At 40.7% G+C, this 18,548-nt stretch carries 18 protein-coding genes and 1 other annotated feature; of the genes, 15 read left to right on the forward strand and 3 right to left on the reverse strand.

Annotation, left to right across the window (positions count from 1 at the left end; translation table 11 throughout):
* Nucleotides 1-357 precede the first annotated feature (357 nt).
* The 7 genes from J2T13_RS22070 (at nucleotide 358) to glpK (ending at nucleotide 8,702) form a co-directional block, all read left to right on the forward strand.
* Nucleotides 358-1,104 (forward strand): pseudouridine synthase, encoded by a 747-nt coding sequence (locus J2T13_RS22070; protein WP_429374523.1) that lies wholly within the window; start codon nucleotides 358-360, stop codon nucleotides 1,102-1,104.
* A 120-nt stretch (nucleotides 1,105-1,224) separates the two neighbouring features.
* Nucleotides 1,225-1,752 carry a redoxin family protein gene (locus tag J2T13_RS22075; protein WP_429374524.1) on the forward strand — a complete coding sequence of 176 codons (528 nt, stop codon included), beginning with the start codon at nucleotides 1,225-1,227 and terminating at the stop codon, nucleotides 1,750-1,752.
* On the forward strand, nucleotides 1,749-3,440 hold the full coding sequence (gene resB, locus J2T13_RS22080) for a cytochrome c biogenesis protein ResB (protein WP_429374525.1): 1,692 nt from the start codon (nucleotides 1,749-1,751) through the stop codon (nucleotides 3,438-3,440). Before J2T13_RS22075 ends, resB begins: the two co-directional genes overlap by 4 nt.
* Nucleotides 3,437-4,693 carry a cytochrome c biogenesis protein CcsA gene (ccsA, locus tag J2T13_RS22085; RefSeq protein ID WP_429374526.1) on the forward strand — a complete coding sequence of 419 codons (1,257 nt, stop codon included), beginning with the start codon at nucleotides 3,437-3,439 and terminating at the stop codon, nucleotides 4,691-4,693. Before resB ends, ccsA begins: the two co-directional genes overlap by 4 nt.
* Before the next feature lie 182 nt (nucleotides 4,694-4,875).
* Nucleotides 4,876-5,592 carry a response regulator transcription factor gene (locus J2T13_RS22090; RefSeq protein WP_429374580.1) on the forward strand — a complete coding sequence of 239 codons (717 nt, stop codon included), beginning with the start codon at nucleotides 4,876-4,878 and terminating at the stop codon, nucleotides 5,590-5,592.
* A gap of 1 nt (nucleotide 5,593) precedes the next feature.
* On the forward strand, nucleotides 5,594-7,018 hold the full coding sequence (locus J2T13_RS22095) for a HAMP domain-containing sensor histidine kinase (protein ID WP_429374527.1): 1,425 nt from the start codon (nucleotides 5,594-5,596) through the stop codon (nucleotides 7,016-7,018).
* Nucleotides 7,019-7,193: 175 nt separating this feature from the next.
* Nucleotides 7,194-8,702, forward strand: coding sequence for a glycerol kinase GlpK (gene glpK / locus J2T13_RS22100; RefSeq protein WP_429374528.1), 1,509 nt, complete (start codon nucleotides 7,194-7,196; stop codon nucleotides 8,700-8,702).
* A gap of 187 nt (nucleotides 8,703-8,889) precedes the next feature.
* Here glpK and serA read toward each other — a convergent pair whose 3' ends face one another.
* Together serA and J2T13_RS22110 are read right to left on the reverse strand one after the other, a co-directional pair.
* Nucleotides 8,890-10,482: a phosphoglycerate dehydrogenase gene (gene serA, locus J2T13_RS22105; protein WP_429374529.1), complete on the reverse strand. Its 1,593-nt coding sequence runs from the start codon at nucleotides 10,480-10,482 to the stop codon at nucleotides 8,890-8,892.
* Between the two features lie 145 nt (nucleotides 10,483-10,627).
* Nucleotides 10,628-10,853: a binding site (T-box leader), on the reverse strand.
* A gap of 156 nt (nucleotides 10,854-11,009) precedes the next feature.
* On the reverse strand, nucleotides 11,010-11,918 hold the full coding sequence (locus J2T13_RS22110; protein WP_429374530.1) for a hypothetical protein: 909 nt from the start codon (nucleotides 11,916-11,918) through the stop codon (nucleotides 11,010-11,012).
* A 56-nt stretch (nucleotides 11,919-11,974) separates the two neighbouring features.
* On the opposite strand from J2T13_RS22110, the gene J2T13_RS22115 reads away from it, so the two are divergent.
* Genes J2T13_RS22115 through J2T13_RS22125 form a run of 3 tightly spaced genes read left to right on the forward strand, consistent with a single transcriptional unit; the run spans nucleotide 11,975 to nucleotide 13,730 of the window.
* The gene (locus J2T13_RS22115; RefSeq protein WP_429374531.1) at nucleotides 11,975-12,580 is read left to right on the forward strand and encodes a CPBP family intramembrane glutamic endopeptidase; all 606 of its coding nucleotides are present in this window, start codon (nucleotides 11,975-11,977) and stop codon (nucleotides 12,578-12,580) included.
* A complete protein-coding gene (locus tag J2T13_RS22120) occupies nucleotides 12,577-12,891 on the forward strand; it encodes a hypothetical protein (RefSeq protein ID WP_429374532.1) in 315 nt (104 codons plus the stop codon). Before J2T13_RS22115 ends, J2T13_RS22120 begins: the two co-directional genes overlap by 4 nt.
* A gap of 11 nt (nucleotides 12,892-12,902) precedes the next feature.
* Entirely contained in the window at nucleotides 12,903-13,730 is an 828-nt protein-coding gene (locus J2T13_RS22125; protein ID WP_429374533.1) for a metallophosphoesterase, read from the forward strand.
* Between the two features lie 77 nt (nucleotides 13,731-13,807).
* Here J2T13_RS22125 and J2T13_RS22130 read toward each other — a convergent pair whose 3' ends face one another.
* Nucleotides 13,808-14,704, reverse strand: a complete 897-nt coding sequence (locus J2T13_RS22130; protein ID WP_429374534.1) for a polysaccharide deacetylase family protein — start codon at nucleotides 14,702-14,704, stop codon at nucleotides 13,808-13,810.
* Between the two features lie 92 nt (nucleotides 14,705-14,796).
* On the opposite strand from J2T13_RS22130, the gene J2T13_RS22135 reads away from it, so the two are divergent.
* The 5 genes from J2T13_RS22135 to ypeB all read left to right on the forward strand — a co-directional run bounded on the left by J2T13_RS22135 (nucleotide 14,797) and on the right by ypeB (nucleotide 18,419).
* Nucleotides 14,797-15,168 (forward strand): hypothetical protein, encoded by a 372-nt coding sequence (locus tag J2T13_RS22135; protein ID WP_429374535.1) that lies wholly within the window; start codon nucleotides 14,797-14,799, stop codon nucleotides 15,166-15,168.
* A gap of 191 nt (nucleotides 15,169-15,359) precedes the next feature.
* Nucleotides 15,360-15,974 carry a genetic competence negative regulator gene (locus J2T13_RS22140; protein ID WP_429374536.1) on the forward strand — a complete coding sequence of 205 codons (615 nt, stop codon included), beginning with the start codon at nucleotides 15,360-15,362 and terminating at the stop codon, nucleotides 15,972-15,974.
* A gap of 38 nt (nucleotides 15,975-16,012) precedes the next feature.
* Complete coding sequence (gene prsW / locus J2T13_RS22145) at nucleotides 16,013-16,714, forward strand: glutamic-type intramembrane protease PrsW (protein WP_429374537.1); 702 nt, start codon at nucleotides 16,013-16,015, stop codon at nucleotides 16,712-16,714.
* Between the two features lie 69 nt (nucleotides 16,715-16,783).
* A complete protein-coding gene (locus tag J2T13_RS22150) occupies nucleotides 16,784-16,933 on the forward strand; it encodes a hypothetical protein (protein WP_429374538.1) in 150 nt (49 codons plus the stop codon).
* Nucleotides 16,934-17,069: 136 nt separating this feature from the next.
* Nucleotides 17,070-18,419, forward strand: a complete 1,350-nt coding sequence (gene ypeB / locus J2T13_RS22155) for a germination protein YpeB (protein WP_429374539.1) — start codon at nucleotides 17,070-17,072, stop codon at nucleotides 18,417-18,419.
* Nucleotides 18,420-18,548: the final 129 nt, after the last annotated feature.

Raw genomic sequence — 18,548 nt, forward strand, 5'->3', positions numbered from 1 at the left:
TCCAAGTATGTGCTAGGGCTGTATGGTTTCAAACATGCATCCTATTTTCATCCATGGGGGTGGCCGTCAGGTCATGGGAGTTTTGAACAACCTCTCTAAGAGGGACCCCTTCATATGTTATAAATAGCTACTATGACAAGAGTGTTAATTTATTACATATGGAGGCTTCAATATATACCACTTGTCAAGGTCTTCTATACATGAGTAGCTTGTGATGGAGCTTCTTACTGCTATAAAGATATCCCCCTTTTTATCTTCATCCCCACTCGCTGCATGCCCTTGAGTGATATTTTCGATCAAATGAGCTTGTGATTTATCCTGCTGATGAGTATCATTAGCTTGAGGTGACTTTTGATAATGGAAAGATTACAGAAAATATTAGCACAAGCAGGAATCGCATCGAGACGTAAATGCGAAGAATTAATCGTTGCAGGTAAAGTGGAAGTTAACGGGGAAACCGTAACTACGCTAGGAACAAAGGCGGACCCCGACCAAGATATCATTACGGTAGCTGGTAAGCCGATTAAGCATGAGAAAAAGGTATATGTGGTTATGAACAAACCTAAAGGGGTTATTACAAGTGCATCAGACCCTGAGGGACGTAAAGTTGTATCTGATTATTTAAAGGGAATTCATGAGAGAGTATATCCAGTCGGTAGACTTGATTATGATACAGAAGGATTGCTTCTGCTCACAAATGATGGCGAGTTTGCTAATCTGCTTACACACCCCAAACACCATGTGCCAAAAACATATATGGCCACAGTAAAAGGTGTGCCGCACGGTAGTGAATTGGACAAGCTGAAGGCAGGTATTATGCTTGATGACGGCATGACAGCACCAGCGGAAGTGGAATACAAGGATATCGATACAGCCAAGAATGAATCCATTATTTCAATAACGATCCATGAAGGACGTAACCGCCAGGTTCGCCGGATGTTTGAAGCTATTTCCCATCCCGTTATTAAGTTGAAACGGATCGCATTTGGTGAATTGTTGCTGCATAATTTGAAGCGTGGTTTGTATCGTCATCTCACCAAAGATGAAGTGAATGATTTGATACAATTAGCTAAATCTCCGAAGCCTGCGAAAAAGAAATGGTAAAGGTCACATAACTTTCAAATATAGCGGCTACATTTATGACAAATTTCGTTATAATTGTTCATAGGATGTTCACAACATATGAATGAATTATGATTAATGTCATAGAAGAGGGGCTTCAAAATGGGGAAATCCAGAAAAAAAATTCAAATTATAATCCTCCTTGTGATCGTCATACTCGGAGGATATGCTATTGTATCGAATGTAATGGGCTCGAATAGTAAAGCTGAAGCAGGTAAAAAAGTACCTGATTTCAATTTACTGGGACTAGATGGTACAGTGCATAATTTGGATGAATACAAGGACAAAGCATTGGTTATAAATTTCTGGGGCACATGGTGTGAGCCATGTGTTAAAGAAATGCCGGCTTTGCAAGCGCAATCGGAGAAGTGGAAAGACAAGGATGTGGTGGTCATCGGGATTAATGCCGGAGAAGACCGGATGTCTGTTGAGAACTTTGTGAAGCAAGTGAAAGTTAGTTTCCCAGTGTTACTCGATCCCAACAAAGAAGCGGTTCAGAATTATGGCATATCGCCCCTTCCGACCACCATTTTTGTGTCGGCTAATGGTAGGGTGAATAACATCCATATTGGGCAACTGGATCTAAATACACTGGATACTCAAATTGAACAGTTGGTGGGATCACAATGATGAATAATTTGGTGTCTTTTAAGAATACGAAATGTGATTGTGGCCACCAGAACCCTGTTGGAACTGTGTTATGTGAAGCTTGTGGTAAACCCCTAGCTGAAGAGGATCAACAATCTCAAGAAGTATTAGAAATGAGATATGACGGGATGGCTCGGCGTTCTCAACGCGATAATCCCAATATCATTGACCGCATTTGGAATTTTTTCTCCTCGGTTAAGATCGCTGTGTACATGATTATATTCACACTTGTAGGTTCAATGCTAGGCACCATTTTCCCACAGGAGAGTACGTTCTTGAATGTCGATCCGTCAACTTATTATCCAGATACATACGGTACGGCGGGAACAATCTATTACAAGTTGGGTCTGTCCCACACTTATGAATCATGGTGGTTCGTATCCTTGTTAGTCATGATCGGAGCTTCACTCGTGATTTGTAGCTTGGATCGTGTACTCCCGCTATACAAAGCTCTTACTAAGCAAAAAATACGTAAACATATTCAATTTCTAACGCGTCAAAAAGTTGTGCTCCAAACTCCAATTGAAGGAGATCCCGAAGCGTGGGTGCAGAATATCGTGGCTCCGCTTAAGAAAAGAGGGTATCGAGTTCATACGGAAGGTACTGCGTTGCTTGCTGAGAAATACCGTTTCAGCCGTTGGGGGCCTTATGTCCTTCATATTGGTCTTATCATATTTCTACTGGCTGTATTGGCAAGAGGGCTTCCTGGTCTACATATGGACCAACATATGGCTTTTCCTGAAGGGGAAATTAAACATATTACGAATACCTCTTTATATTTAAAAAATGAGAAGTTCACCGTTGAGTATTACACAGAGGATGATCTTCCTGATGAATTTAAAGGTAAAGGGAAAATAATGCCTAAGCTATTTCAGACACAAGCTGTGCTTTATGAATGTACATCAGAATGTGATGATGTCACCAAGGAACCTGTTCTGAAGGAAGTTGCACGACATGATATTCAAGTAAATGATGCCTTAAATTATAAAGGACTCAAAGCCTATCAGTTTGATTATGATGTCACTCCGATTCTAAGATCCGTAACTCCAACACTTATTGATAAGACAACAGGTAAGGAATATGGCAACTTTAAATTAGATATCAAAAACCCAGAACGTAAATATGAGCTAGGTGATTTAACCCTTGAACTGAAAGAGAAATATATGGATTTTGGATTGAATGATCAAGGTGTGCCTGTTACTAAGTCACCTAATCCGAATGCGCCAGCTTTTCTCTTTCTAATCAAGGGACCGAATTTACCAGCTGAAGGTGTGCAATATTTCTACTTCCCTAAACAGATCGATAAAGAGCGTTTTCAACAAGATCAGATCAACGCTAGACTAGGCGGAGAAGATTACTCGTATGAATTAGATGTAAAAGGGATGGAGAATGTCGATTTCGCCATGTCTACCTCCTATTTAAACATTAGAGTAGATAAAGCTATGCCGTTCATATGGGTGGGTGCAGCTATTGTTATGTTAGGTCTGATTATGGGCTTTTACTGGCAGCATCGGCGGATCTGGCTTCGTATTGACGAAGGCATGCTAACTCTAGGTGCACATACGAACAAAAACTGGTTCGGGATTCGACGAGAAGTTTGTACTGTGTTGCAAAAGGTGAATTTGGAAGTGGACGAAAAGTCCTTGGAAAACGGAGGGAATCAAGCATGAATTTATTAGATATTAGTAGTGACTTTTTTATGATCTCATTCTTTATTTATTGTGTAGCCTTTATTCTATATGGTGTGGCCGTCATGGGACGCAATTGGAGAAATCGAGATGCTGAGAAGCATACGAAAAAATGGGGAAATATAGCTTTCGTTGTATCCTCTTTAGGTTTAGTTGCTCAACTCGTCTATTTTTTTACCCGCTGGAAGGGTGCAGGTCACACTCCTGTTAGTAACATGTTCGAGTTCATGGCTTTTCTGTCCATGATGATTATCGTAGCATTTACGGTTGTTTACATGATTTATAAGAAGACACTATTGGGACTCTTCGCTGTTCCTATTACCATTGTCATTATGGCATATGCGGCCGTATTCCCGCAGGAAGTGCAGCCGCTTATTCCATCACTTCAATCCTACTGGTTGAAAATTCATGTGACCATGGCGGCGTTAGGCCAATCCTTCTTTGCCATCGGTTCTGCTGCAGGCTTTATGTACCTCTTGCGTACTGTGAATTTTTCTAGCAAGAGTAAATCGGATCGACGTCAACAACGTGGCGTAGAGTTCACGTTATTCTCTATCGTCATTATTATTGGATTTCTTGTAGCCGTATTTGCATTCCGTCTTGGGGGATATGAATCCGTATTCACCCAAGAAAAAGCTGCACAAGGGGTGGAGACCGCAGCTACTATTACCACAGTAGAGTATAATTTACCTCCTATTGTAGCTCCCTATGATAGTAAAATTGAAAGTTATCAATCCTTCTTAGGCGTTAGCAAGCCTCTATTCGATGCTCCTTCTTGGATGAATGGGATTAATGCAGGTAAGAAGTTGAATACCGTAATCTGGTCCATTATCTCTGGAATAATTTTATATGCGCTCATTCGACTTATTCTTCGCAAATCTATTGGTAAGGCAATCCATCCTTTATTAAATGGGATAGATCAAGATGACTTAGATGAAATTGCTTATAGAGCCATCGCGATCGGATTCCCTATCTATACATTAGGTGCACTGATTTTCGCCATGGTGTGGGCACAGATTGCCTGGGGACGCTTCTGGGGATGGGATCCCAAAGAAGTATGGGCACTTATTACATGGCTCTTCTATAGTGTATACTTACACTTAAGATTATCACGTGGTTGGCAAGGTCAGAAGTCAGCTTGGCTTGCGGTAATAGGGTTTATCGTGGTAATGTTTACTCTTGTAGGTATTAATTTAGTTGTTGCTGGACTACACTCTTATGCAGGTACAAATTAGTTTATTCGTTAAAAAATAGTGTAATTCGACAATCCGTTTCACATTTGCTGTTGAATGTTGAAACGGATTTTCGTTATAATTGGTCTTTAGAAGTGGATCTTTTGTGGAGTGAGGTCTATCTTGATCATGAATAAGACTTTCTGCTTGGATGCCTTCTTAGGATAATAAAGGGGTTGTTGATGATGTCGGAGCATGTGAACCGAATACTAGTAGTGGACGATGAAGAACGAATTCGCCGCTTGCTCAAAATGTACTTGGAAAAAGAAGGTTATGAAGTTGATGAAGCTGAAGATGGTGAAATAGCACTACAAAAGGCTACAACCAATGAATATGGATTGATTGTGCTGGATTTAATGCTGCCTGGAATAGATGGGGCAGAGGTATGTTCGCGTCTCAGACAAGTGAAATCGACTCCGGTGTTGATGTTGACAGCAAAGGGAGAAGAGATTAATCGGGTACAAGGATTTGAAGTTGGTGCTGATGATTATGTTGTAAAGCCGTTTAGTCCACGTGAAGTCATCTATCGTGTGAAGGCGATTTTACGTCGTTCGTCTGCAACTGCTTATTTATCAAAAGAGAGCAATTCAAGTAATAATATTGTATTCCCGTATTTGATTATCGAACATGATGCGCACAGAGTAACCGCAAGCGGTGAGGAAGTCAGTCTGACACCTAAGGAATATGAATTGCTACATTATTTGGCGATTTCACCGGATAAGGTATTCTCTAGAGAAGAGCTACTGAAGGATGTATGGAACTACGAGTTTTTTGGCGATTTACGTACAGTGGATACCCATGTGAAGCGTTTGCGTGAGAAGTTGAACAAAGTGTCTCCAGAATCAGCAGCTATGATTACTACTGTATGGGGCGTTGGCTATAAGTTAGAGGTCGCGAAGTAACGTGAACTTCTGGAGATCACTTGTAGGTAAGCTGTGGATTACAATCATTTGTCTGGTGGCTTTTGTGCTCATCACATTAGGGCTGTTTCTACTTCCGTATATAGACACGAACTTTACGAATTCCGGTGATATCAAACGTTTGTTTACATACACCTGTATCATTGGGTTTTCTATGACCACTTTTTTCGCTTTGTTTCTATTAACTAAGATTACTCAGCCCATGAAGAAATTAATATTGGCAGCTGATGCGATCCGCCAAGGTGAATATGGAACCAGGTTATCCTTTGTTACTAGCGATGAAATTGGAGAACTTGCTAATACGTTTAATCATATGGCAGCTGAGTTAGAAGATAACATTCGTAATCTCAATCAAGAGAAGGAACATCTGGCAAGTGTACTCCGAAGTATGAGCGACGCTGTGATTACCTTTGATAACTCAGGAAAGGTCATCTTGACGAATCCTCAAGGTCAGAATGTGATCGAACTGTGGAAAGATTTGGATTGGGATTATGATTCTAAAGAGGGTCACATCAATGAAGTTCCCGGACCTTTGCTTGATTTATTTGATATGACGCTGAATGGTAGTGGAGATTCGAGCTCACAAGTACATGTTAAGGATGGCGTGTGGTCTATGCATATGACACCTTTGTATTCCGATGATCATATTCGTGGGGCAGTAGCAGTCATGCGGGATGTAACGGAACAAGTAAGGTTAGAGAAGATGCGAACAGACTTCGTAGCCAACGTGTCACATGAAATAAGAACACCACTATCGATGATGCAAGGTTATAGTGAAGCTTTATTGGATGGTATGGCAACATCTCCAGAAGAAAGCCAAGAGTTGATTCAAGTTATTCATGACGAATCGCTCCGGATGGGTCGACTTGTGAAAGATCTGTTGATTCTGGCAAGGATGGAAGCTGGACATACAGATGAAGCTATGGCTATGCTTGATCTACATGAGTTACTTGAGCGTGTGTTTCGCAAATTCTCTGTTCTTTCTAAAGAATATGGGATTAAGCTCCATTATATCAAGCATTCCGACAACCTGATTCTTGAATCAGCCGATGAGGATAAGTTGGAGCAAGTACTGACGAATTTACTTGATAATGCTTTCCATCATACACCTAGTGGTAAAAGTGTATATATTATAGCCGAACGAATTCAGAAGGATGATGCAGGAACGCTTCAACTGCAAATTATTGATGAAGGAGTCGGCATACCGAAAGAAGATATACCGTTTATTTTTGAAAGATTCTACAAGGCGGATAAGGCAAGAGTTCGTGGAAAGACCGGTGGAACAGGATTAGGTCTCTCCATTGTCAAGAATATTATTGAATTCCATCATGGGGGTATTAAAGTGGCAAGTAAACTTGGTGAAGGGACTTCGTTCACAGTGAGTTTACCTGTCGAATATCGGAAATAATGAAGAATTGTTTAGATGACACCTCTTACCAGAGGTGTTTTTTGTAGAAGTATACACATAAATATTGTTCAACGTGGAACAAATAGGGTTAATAAATAGAGTGAGTAAATATGGTAAATTAAGTAATTTTTATTCTTCGCTTGTATGGCAAGAACCTAAGGAGGATTAGCAATTGATGAGTAAACCTTATATATTAGCCCTTGATCAGGGGACAACAAGTTCACGGGCCATTATATTTGACAACAAAGCCATTGCTGTATCGCAAGGACAGACTACGATCAAGCAGAGTTATCCCGCTCCAGGTCTAGTTGAACATGATGGTGAAGAAATATGGGAATCGCAATTGCTCGCGGCGAAAGAAGCTTTGCATGCAGGTGGAATTTCATCAGACCAGATTCGTTCTATAGGGATTACGAACCAACGAGAGACAACGATCATATGGGACCGTGTTAGTGGGGAAACGATTCATCCGGCTATTGTATGGCAAGATCGACGCACTGCCACACTCTGTGAAGAGTTAAAAGCTCGAGGGCTTGGACAAAGGGTAACGGACAAAACGGGCCTTCTAATCGATGCGTATTTCTCAGCTACCAAAATCGCTTGGCTTCTTGATCATGTCTCAGGAGCAAGGGCCAAGGCGGAGAAGGGACAACTACTAGCGGGGACGATGGATACATGGATGATCTGGAAGTTGACTAGCGGCAAGGTGCATGCAACAGACGTCACGAATGCATCCAGAACGATGTTATTTAATTTAGAGACTAGAAGCTGGGATGAAGAGTTATTGTTAGAATTAAACATTCCCCGGTCGCTGCTTCCTCAGGTGTATATGTCGGGACACCATTTTGGCGATACAGATCCGAAATGGTTCGATGGTGTGTCTATTCCCATTCATTCAGTACTTGGTGATCAACAAGCTGCTTTATTCGGTCATACTTGCCTTGAAGCAGGGAGTGCTAAGAATACCTATGGAACCGGTTGTTTTATATTGATGAACACAGGCAATGAACGAGTCACATCCTCTCATGGACTACTTACAACAGTGGCTTGGGGTATAGGCGAAGAAATGTATTACGCACTAGAAGGTAGCGTATTCGTAGCTGGGGCTGCTGTCCAATGGTTAGAAGAAGGTCTGGGTCTAATTCATGAGCCTGCACAATCTGAAGAGGTTGCTCTTGGCGTGTCCAGCAGTGATGGAGTAGTGGTTGTACCTGCATTCACAGGTCTTGGAGCTCCTTACTGGGATATGTATGCTCGCGGAGCTATATTTGGCCTTACAAGAGGGACCACTGCGAATCACATCGTACGTGCGACGCTAGAGTCGCTTGCTTATCAATCAAGGGATGTCATTAATGCCATGGAGAAGGATGCAGGGATGCCGCTTCGAGAGCTTCGTGTTGATGGTGGAGCTGTATCTAACAATCTATTAATGCAGTTCCAAGCAGACGTTCTTGGTGTGGAGGTCATACGTACTCAGCATACAGAGACGACAGCACTTGGGGCGGCGTTACTCGCTGGCTTAGTTAGTGGAGTATGGACGAAAGAACAATTAAAGGAATTCAATACGGCTGAGAAGTCGTTTGAACCTCTTATGGACCAAGAAGAGCGTGAACGGTTATATCTCATTTGGCAGGATGCGATTCGTCGGACAATGGGCTGGGAACAGCACGAGATACAAGAGTAATCATTTGAAATAATAACAAAAAATATCAATTGGAGAAACGGGTCGATCGTGGAGCGTTTACTTGCCAGCGTATTCCTGCATATTTGTTATAAAAAAAGGCGTCCCTAAGCCATTTTCATGACTTTTGGGACAGCCTTTTTGTTATGACTATTAGACGATTAATATATCAGTGCTATATACCTATATTTTAGTCTAAAACAATCTCTATAGCGGTATTAATTTCTTGTAGTGCAGCTAATTGAATCAATACATTCTTAGGTACCTCTTTATCTACAGTAAGAATCATGATCGCTTCACCGCCAACAATTTTGCGTCCTACTTGCATCGATGCGATGTTGACATCATTTTGTCCTAGAAGTGTACCTACTTTACCAATGATGCCTGGTTTATCGTTATGAGAGATTAATATTTGATGTCCCGCTGGTGCGATATCAACTGGGAACTTATCTAGCAATACGATACGCTCTCCGTAACCTTGTAGCAATGTACCTGCAACGAGGGAATCTTGATTATTCTGTGTTTTTAAAGTGACAGAGATCAAGTTTGTGAAGCCTTTTGTTTTTGGTGCTTTAGATACAACGACATTCACATCGCGGGCTTTAGCAAGGTGTGTGCAGTTGACGATATTGACTTCGCTACCAAGGTGATGAGAGAGCACACCTTTAATAATATAACGAGTGAGTGGTAAAGTATCAACATCAGAGAGATCACCGGCATAGTCTACTTGGATCTCACTTACAGCCTGATTTGTAACTTGGGCAGCAAAGCGACCAAGCTTTTCACCAAGGGAGAAGTAAGGTTGTAGCTTATTCATCACACTAGGAGCAACAGGTGGAATGTTAACAGCATTTTTGAACGGTTCGTCGCGTAAGATGTGTAATACTTCTTCAGATACATCAATGGCTACATTCTCTTGCGCTTCGATTGTCGATGCACCTAAGTGAGGTGTAACGATAATTTGTGGATGACTTAAGAAAGGATGGTCTGCTTGTGGAGGCTCGTGTTCGAATACATCAAAAGCAGCTCCGGCTACAATACCTTGATCAATGGCTTCGATTAGGGCGTTCTCATCGATGACACCGCCGCGTGCACAGTTGATAATACGCATTCCTTTTTTCATCACTTCGAATTGTGGGCGAGAAATCATATTGCGTGTCTCAGGTGTCAGAGGCGTATGGACGGTAATAAAGTCCGCACCTTTAATAATATCATCGACAGAAGCTAGCTTCACTTCCATTTTCTCTGCACGTTCTTCAGTAAGGAACGGGTCATATGCAAGGATATTCATTCCGAACGCTTTAGCACGTCTTGCAACTTCGCTACCGATCCGTCCCATTCCCATAACACCTAATGTTTTGTTGTTAAGCTCAACACCGATAAATGTTTTACGATCCCATGTTCCTTTAATCGTCTTGGCATAAGCTTGTGGAATATGACGCGCTAGAGCCATCATCATTGCAAAAGTGTGTTCACATGTCGTAATCGTGTTACCGTCAGGTGCATTAATAACGATAATTCCGCGCTTCGTTGCTGCTTCAAGATCTATATTATCCACGCCAACTCCCGCACGTCCTACAACCTTAAGGTTGGTTCCAGCTGTCATGATGCGTTCCGTTACTGTAGTCTGGCTACGAACCAACAATGCATCGTATTCGCCGATAATTGCTACCAATTCGTCTTCGCTAAGACCTGTCTGTTTCACAACCGTTACATCACTTGCGTCCATCAATTGCTGAATTCCGAGATCACTGATAGGATCCGATACCAATACTTTAAACATGAGTTTGTCCTCCTTAAATGATTAAGCTAATATAATAAGGAATGCGCCTCTTTAAGATACATTCCGCAAAACCGTTGTAACGCGTTGACGCATCAAAGGAAAGGGATAACAAAAAAACTCTTAATCCGCATACTACTGGCGTGTAGTAAGGGACGAGAGTTGTTCGTGGTACCACCCTAATTCACTGCTAGACATCAGCAGCCTCAATGGTCAATCAAGACCATAACTGATAACGGATGTCATCCGACTGCACCTACTTCATTTCAATGCAGTTTCTCAGGAATGCTAAGAACACAACTTCGCCACCGGTTTGCACCATACACCGGCTCTCTGTAGACTATGTAATGTCTTGTTTCCATCATCGTTGTTTTCGAACTTAATTTTGTCATAATGTATCATGGTGACGTAATACCTGTCAATAGCAGTGCGCACAATTCTACAAGTGAGCCCCGAAATCCGGTTTCTTGAAATGTTCGGCAATATTCGCTATGCTATTTTGTAGAGTATTTCATGGGTTTACTAGATTTTTATTCGTAGAAAAAAGGGATTTGAGGAAGAAGTTCCTCCTGATATAGGTTTTTCTTTTTCATAAAGTCATTTTCTTTGACTGCATCGGTACGGTTAAGCAAATTGATGATAGATTGTACAGTTGTTAATTTAAGAGATTGGGCACTACCTGTATTAAGCATATAATCGATTTTTGCTGTCATATCATGTGGATCGTAAGCACCATACATGGAGTTATTTAATAGAATTGCCGATACAGCAGCATTTTTGACAATTAAAGGATACTCATCCCATTCTTTTAGTGAGAGTTGTTTTTGATATGCATATTGCTCAGGAATATCAGGATTTACTTTAGCTCCCCATTTTAGCATAGCAGCATAAAAATTCTTTTGTGCAAGAAGACCATATTTGGTAGCACTTTTGTAATAGGTTTCTTGTTGAAGTTCCTTCATGATCTGCTCGCTACTCTTCTGATTGGAGGCAGACAGATTAGTTATGGAATCTCCAAATAAACGAATGCTTTTGAGTAGATTCGTTTGGGCATCTTGCAGTAGTGGGGAGGAAGTATACATGGTATCTTTCATAACCTCATTATATTTTTTATCTGCAAGATTGCTCAGTTTTTTGAGCAACTTTTTATTCTTGCTTGCATCTTCATTCCGAATGAATGCTTCAGTCTGAGAGACCCATTCTGATTTGAACTCGCGATAGGGTAAAAATACGGTATGATAGAAAGTAACTAAATCCTTTTGCTGATAAGAATCTGAGAATTCAGGTGCGGTAGGGGATACTTTTAAATATTCGTATTTAGCATCCGTTCGATCTGCTCCCACCTTTACGCCCGAAAAAAAGGCGGCTACAGCTAGAATAAGTACGAAAATAAAGGCTAAGCTGAAGTACATTTCACTTCTAGAGGATTTGTTTTTCATCGTTAATTAGCTCCTTTAATAAAAAATAAAACAAATTGTAGAACAGGTAGGCCATAATGAAAAAAATCAAACTAAAAATTCCGAAAATTAAGATCAAGCAAGTGACTGCAGACCAGTTAACAGAGCGGTTACTCTTGCTCAACTTATACATTACACAGGGCCTTACATTGTTTATCGGTATCGTGTGGTTATTATTACAGAAGAGAAACCCTTTTGAACTATTTTCTATAGGTGAAAATGAAAGTTTTGTGGCATGGGGTCTTGGATTGGCAGCTATAATGCTTGCTGTTGATTTCTTAGTGTCTAGAATAATGCCAGAAGATAGTATGGATGATGGCGGGATTAACCAACTTTTATTTGGGAATCGTCCGATCTGGCATATCATTTGTATTGCAGCAATAGTTGCGGTATGTGAAGAGATGTTATTTAGAGGGGCCATGCAATATGCTATAGGTCCATATTGGACTAGTATTATATTCGCAGTTATTCATATACGTTATTTGAAACACTGGATCCCGACAGGATGGGTATTTCTCAGCAGCTACGGTTTGGGTTACATATATATTCACTCGGGGACCATACTCGCTCCAATTTTGTGTCATTTCGTTATTGATTGTATATCTGGATTTGTGATTCGTTTTCGGAGGGAAGAAGCATCATGAGTAATCAACTAAGTCGGGTAGAGAGCCTGAAGAAAAGACGTTTAGAAGAGAAAAGTAAGCCATTGTTACAAAGGGTTACACGGAAAGTAACCGACACAGCAGATGTTAAAGAAACAGTTTCATCTCCAGCTATAGATACGCAGAATGATGATCAGGAACCCGTTCCTGCAAGAACGGATACGTATTCATCGCAACGTATGAAACTTAGTAAAATATTCTTAAATACGCTCATCGTGTTATTCTTCTTGCTTACGATAGGATTAGTATGGTGGGGAATCGAGGGAGCACCTGATTGGAAGGAAATGTGGTGATAATTATAGGGATGATGTGGATCCTGGGTATGATTGTGATTGTGTCAGGTGTGTGTCTAATTAGTTGGATGATTCATGAAGCCATGCGGAATGATATTATTCCTATAGATGTTGAATTGGATAGACTTCCGGATGCATTTGATGGTTGTAACATTCTTTTGATAACGGACATTCATCGCAGAACGTTGCCACGTGATTTGTTGCTTTCTATGAAGGGAACTGTGAATTGGGTGTTCTTAGGTGGAGATATTATGGAAAAGAATGTGCCGCTATCTAAGGTGGAGCGTAACATTCAGTCTGTCCAAAGTGTCGCACCTGTTTATGCGGTGCATGGTAACCATGATCATGACGCAGATGTGGCTGGACTAGATGACTTATTGCATCGTTATGATGTGACCCTACTACAGAATGATAATACTTTATTAGAACATAACGGAGAACGAGTGTGGCTAACGGGGATGGATTACCCTCATGTATATAAACATGCGTATCCGGCGCTCCCTAGACTTCCTGAGGAAGAACTGGATCGATGTAGAGTCGTGCTTGTACATGACCCAGCTTGGGTTACGCGCTATACGACGCTGCCAGCAGATTTGATATTGTCGGGTCATACGCATGGCGGACAGATCATTATTCCATTTATAGGAGCCCCACAATTGAGTGGCTTTTATCAACAACATGCGCACGGCTTATTCAAGTGGAAACAACCTTATGGGTTAGTGAGGAATGCTCAGATGTTGGTTAGCCGAGGATTTGGGTATAGGCATGTTCCACTTCGGTTTCGCTGTTCAGCGGAAATGAACCTCATTACATTACGCAAGAAAAGTCTTCAGTCTTAACATCATCAAAAAGGTTGCCCTGATGTTCTTGTCAAACATCAGGGCAACCTTTTTGTTCATACATAATGAAATGTTTCTTAACGCATGGATAGCTCAATGCTACGTGGATCAACAAAGGAATATCCCTTAGCCTCTAGCTTGGTAAGTAAAGTATCTAAGGTTTCAACTGTCCAAGGTAACTCATGCATTAGAATGTTACTTCCTGAATGTAGTTGATCCATTACGTTCGCAATGATTTTTTCTGTTTTATTCTTGTCTTTTGACTTCATTTCCCAATCTAATGAACCATTAGACCATGTCATATAGAGTAGTCCATTCTCTTTGGCTACTTTCTTCCCTACATCACCGCCAGAGCCATGAGGTGGGCGAAAGAATACAGGAGTTTCACCGATGGTATCTTTAACAATTTTTTGTACATCTTCAATTTGTTTCTTTACCGTTGTCTCCGATTCCTTGTTCAATTCAATATGATCCCAACTATGGTTACCAATAATCTGCTTTCGATCATGAATGAGTTTCAGCAGTTCGGGATGCTCTTTAACACGGTAGCCATTTACAAAGAAAATCGCTTTCGCCGAATGTTTATCTAGCGTGTCGATCAACTGATTAATCATCGCTTCTTCCTTAGGCCCGTCATCGAAAGTAAGCAGAACGACCTTTTTAGGAGAGCTTTCATCGTTAGGAACAATATCATAATTACTGTTCATATGGTACTTGATGGGAACTTCTAATTCAGCTTCTTCAGTTTCTGGATCAGCTTCTGAATCAGAAACTTCAGAAACTTCTGGAACTTCTACTTCTGTTGAAGGTTCCTTATTTTCTTCGATGATAGCGGCAGGTTCAGGTTCTAGCTGCTGTACTTCGCCTGTGGGAACTGCAGGTTCTGGCTGTGAGCTTTGTGTATTTTCTTGATTGTTACAGGCACTAAGTACAAGACTTATGGCTAGGAATAGCACTGCTGTAGGTTTTGTCATTATTCCATCTCACTTTCCTATATTTAGCCGTATGAGCTTTGTTGATTAAGCAAATACTAGGCATGATTCTATCACATAAGGAGGTAGTAAATGTGAATACTTCGTCATTTTTAACGGGTGTTTTGATTGGAGCAGCAGCAACGAGTATGATTTCTAAGAATAAAGGGACAACGGGACAAGGTAATGGACCTGTCAGTCAAATGGCTGATAAAGCCATAGATAAAGTGATGGATTTTGCGACAATGGGCGGCATCATGAGCGGCAACGATAGTGGGTATCCCACCCAAGGCTCAAGTTCTCACTCATCTCAAAGTTCCAGCGCAACTTCCGGAAGCAAGACACCGACCTATTCGAAGGAATCTAACCTAAGCATGGTAAAGGATTTCATTCGTAGTAATCCAGATGTAAAACAAGAAGTAGATTTGATTCTTAGAGAAACAAATACGGTCATACCCGGATTGTAAACTTGAATCAACAATTAGAATCATTTCCAGGCATTTATTGCCTGTGATAAATGATTCTTTTTTTGTCTTTTTTATTACGTGCATTTGTGGATATAAAATGATACGATACTTACATAAGAACCATTTTCAGCACACATTAAATGAGACATCATAACTTGTTATATCTCATTGTTACAGAGGAGGATCCTGTCATGAAAATAGAACGTTTAAGTCCAGATAAGATACGGATTTTCCTCACGTTTGACGACCTGAGTGAGCGGGGCATCCAAAAAGAAGACATGTGGCAAGAAATACCGAAGGTGCATGACCTATTTACTGACATGATGGATCAAGCCTATAATGAAGTCGGTTTCGATGCAACAGGGCCATTGGCTGTAGAGGTTTTCGCTTTGCCTGCTCAAGGAATGGTCGTAATAGTGACTCGTGGGAAATACGATCATCATCTATACAGTAGTCTCGGAGAAGATGAAATGCCTGAAGAAATCTATGAAATGGAAGTTACGCTGGAACAAAGTGATTCCATTGTGTACGCTTTTAGTGATTTCGAAATTTTAATTGAAGCGGCACATGTACTTCAAGGGCATATTACTGAGGCAGGCATACTGTATAGCTATAAAGATAAGTGGGTTCTATACTTGGACCCTGCAGATTTAGAGGATGATAAACATCCTGCGTTGATTGCGGTGCTGGCGGAATTTGGAGAGGCTACTTCCACTACTGAAGCAGTTCTTGAAGAATACGGTAAAGTAATCATGGCGCAAGATGCAATCAAGATCATTTGTGAGCATTTTGCACGCCAAGAATAAGATGAATCTTAGTAATACACAGATGGAGGGAAGTAACGGTGCTATTGTTTTCGATTATTGCGTCATCAGTGGCGCCGAGCCTTGCCTTACTGACCTATTTCTATCTTAAGGATAAATATGATCAAGAACCACTTCATATGGTGCTCAGAGTGTTCCTGCTAGGACTATTAATCGTCTTTCCGGTGATGATAATCCAGAGAGGACTTACACTAGGTCTTGGAGAGAATCCCTTCGTTGATTCCTTCTTTATCTCATCAGGTGTAGAGGAATTCTTGAAATGGTTCGTATTATATCACATGATTTATAACCATACCGAGTTTGATGAACCATATGATGGCATTCTTTATGCAGTAGCCATTTCGCTTGGTTTTGCAACGGTGGAGAACGTACTTTATGCCTGGTATAGTCATGCATCAGTAGGAACTATGTTTATTCGGGCCTTACTTCCTGTATCGGGGCACGCTTTGTTTGGAGTGATGATGGGCTATTATATTGGTCGAGCTCGGTTTGCAGAAGGTAAAGTGGTCAAGAAGTACCTTATATACTCATTTCTCTTCTCATGGTTTGTTCATGGGGTATACGATCTCATCCTATCAACTATGGCTAATTACTGGATTTGGTTCATTATCCCATTGATGGCGAGCTTATGGTATGGGGGAATGGGGAAGGTGAAGAGAGCGAATAGTCGTTCACCCTTTCGATTTCTAAAGAGAGAAGAAGAGGTTAATATATACAAATAATGGACAGACTTGATCTGATGAAGTGATAACTTTTAGAGTTATTACCTAAGGCTGGAGGTGTCTTTTTCTTTGCGCGTTAAAGTGAAAATTGTTTGTGGACAATGTGGAGAGCGTTTCTTCCTAGCTGGCAAAAAGGAACAAGGTAAAATCGAGACGGGATTTAAACAGTGTATATGCGATAATCAGCAACATTTTGAAATCGAAGAGGTTCCTTTCTAGTATGAAAATTCGATTAGAAGTGTTCGAGAAATTCATTGAAATGAAACAAGTAACTTTTTTTGCGAATTTCTCGCATAAGACTTCCTTCTTCTTGTCACACTACTGATAGTGATTAGAAGAAGGGAGTTTTTTAGTTATGTATAAGCGATTGAGTGCCGTATTGTTTCCTGTTATGACGATATTCCTCATTGGTGCGCTCGTATGGGGGTATCAGGAGAATCAAGAAAAGAACGCCGTATTGATTAAAGCGGAGAACCAATATCAACGTGCGTTTCATGATTTGTCTTACCACATGGATCGATTGCATGGTGAAATTGGGAATACTTTAGCTGTTAACTCAACATCTAATGCAATGCACCGTAAGGGCTTGATCAATGTTTGGCGCCTAACTAGTGAAGCGCAAAATGAGATTAATCAACTACCTTTAACGATGCTTCCTTTTAATAAAACAGAAGAACTCTTATCCAAAATTTCGAAATTCTCTTATCTGACTTCTATAAGAGATATGGACAAGGAGCCTCTTAGTGAACAGGAAGTCAAGAACTTGAAGGTGTTATACAAAGATTCAGCAGACATCACCAAAGATTTAGAAGAGGTACAGAATAAGGTTATTAAGAATCGTCTGCGCTGGATGGATGTGGAGAGTGCTATGGCCAACGAAGATAAGGTGATGGATAACACCATTGTTGATGGCTTTAAAACGGTTGATAAAAAGGTGGGCGAATACCCAGAGCTGGATTGGGGACCCTCTGCATCATCAATAGAGGATAAACGTGCAATTAAGAAATTAGACGGAATTCCAGTTACCAAAGAAGATGTTAAGCGTAAAGCAATTAAATTTGCTAATTTAGGCGAGAATCCTGAGGTTCAAGTTACAGAGAATGGTCAAGGGACAGAGTGGGCTTCATATACAGCAAAAGTTAAAAGTGGTAAGAAGGGAGAAGCTTCATTATCCATGGACTTTACTCAAAAGGGTGGTTTATTGATTTCCTACACGGATAACCGTAAAGTAGGAAATAAAGCAGTATCTATGGACCAAGCCGTTGAGAAAGCGGATAAATTCCTTGATAAAAAGGGGTATCCCAATATGACAGCTATTACCTCAGATGACTATGGTAATATGGGGAACTTCACCTATGTTAGTAAGCAGGATGATGTTCTCATCTATCCTGAGAAAATAACGGTACGTGTCGGACTTGATAACGGAGAGGTTATTGGGTTCCAATCAAGTAACTTTATATATGAACACGAGGATAATCGTACTATTCCACAGCCCAAGCTCACTGTTGAACAGAGTCGAAAAATGTTGAATCCTGAATTTAAAGAGGATTACCATCGTAAGGCTTTAATTGAAAACGAATTGTCGAAAGAAGTACTATGCTATGAATTCGGGGGTTCAATCAACGGGGCTCAATACCGGATTTATATCAACTCAGAGAGTGGTGCAGAAGAAAGTGTGGAGGAAATGAGAATGCAGACGAGATAATAGCTGTTATTTAATGGTAGGGAGGTCTTCTAGGAACGATTACTAGAAGACTTCTTTTTTTATAAACCTCTTAATTACAGCAATCCAGATACATGTTATAATAATTGTCGAATCATAAATAACATGTGG

This window comes from Paenibacillus sp. DS2015 (assembly GCF_050433705.1).
Classification (GTDB): Bacteria; Bacillota; Bacilli; order Paenibacillales; family Paenibacillaceae; genus Paenibacillus_AQ.

What these genes read in the sequence shown, in the direction of transcription:
- J2T13_RS22110 (WP_429374530.1), bottom strand. Translation starts at nt 11,918, where the DNA reads ATGAAAAACAAATCCTCTAGAAGTGAAATGTACTTCAGCTTAGCCTTT.
- J2T13_RS22090 (WP_429374580.1), top strand. Translation starts at nt 4,876, where the DNA reads ATGTCGGAGCATGTGAACCGAATACTAGTAGTGGACGATGAAGAACGA.
- J2T13_RS22125 (WP_429374533.1), top strand. Translation starts at nt 12,903, where the DNA reads ATGATGTGGATCCTGGGTATGATTGTGATTGTGTCAGGTGTGTGTCTA.
- serA (WP_429374529.1), bottom strand. Translation starts at nt 10,482, where the DNA reads ATGTTTAAAGTATTGGTATCGGATCCTATCAGTGATCTCGGAATTCAG.
- resB (WP_429374525.1), top strand. Translation starts at nt 1,749, where the DNA reads ATGATGAATAATTTGGTGTCTTTTAAGAATACGAAATGTGATTGTGGC.
- ypeB (WP_429374539.1), top strand. Translation starts at nt 17,070, where the DNA reads ATGTATAAGCGATTGAGTGCCGTATTGTTTCCTGTTATGACGATATTC.
- J2T13_RS22130 (WP_429374534.1), bottom strand. Translation starts at nt 14,704, where the DNA reads ATGACAAAACCTACAGCAGTGCTATTCCTAGCCATAAGTCTTGTACTT.
- glpK (WP_429374528.1), top strand. Translation starts at nt 7,194, where the DNA reads ATGAGTAAACCTTATATATTAGCCCTTGATCAGGGGACAACAAGTTCA.
- ccsA (WP_429374526.1), top strand. Translation starts at nt 3,437, where the DNA reads ATGAATTTATTAGATATTAGTAGTGACTTTTTTATGATCTCATTCTTT.
- J2T13_RS22120 (WP_429374532.1), top strand. Translation starts at nt 12,577, where the DNA reads ATGAGTAATCAACTAAGTCGGGTAGAGAGCCTGAAGAAAAGACGTTTA.
- J2T13_RS22115 (WP_429374531.1), top strand. Translation starts at nt 11,975, where the DNA reads ATGAAAAAAATCAAACTAAAAATTCCGAAAATTAAGATCAAGCAAGTG.
- J2T13_RS22140 (WP_429374536.1), top strand. Translation starts at nt 15,360, where the DNA reads ATGAAAATAGAACGTTTAAGTCCAGATAAGATACGGATTTTCCTCACG.
- J2T13_RS22075 (WP_429374524.1), top strand. Translation starts at nt 1,225, where the DNA reads ATGGGGAAATCCAGAAAAAAAATTCAAATTATAATCCTCCTTGTGATC.
- J2T13_RS22070 (WP_429374523.1), top strand. Translation starts at nt 358, where the DNA reads ATGGAAAGATTACAGAAAATATTAGCACAAGCAGGAATCGCATCGAGA.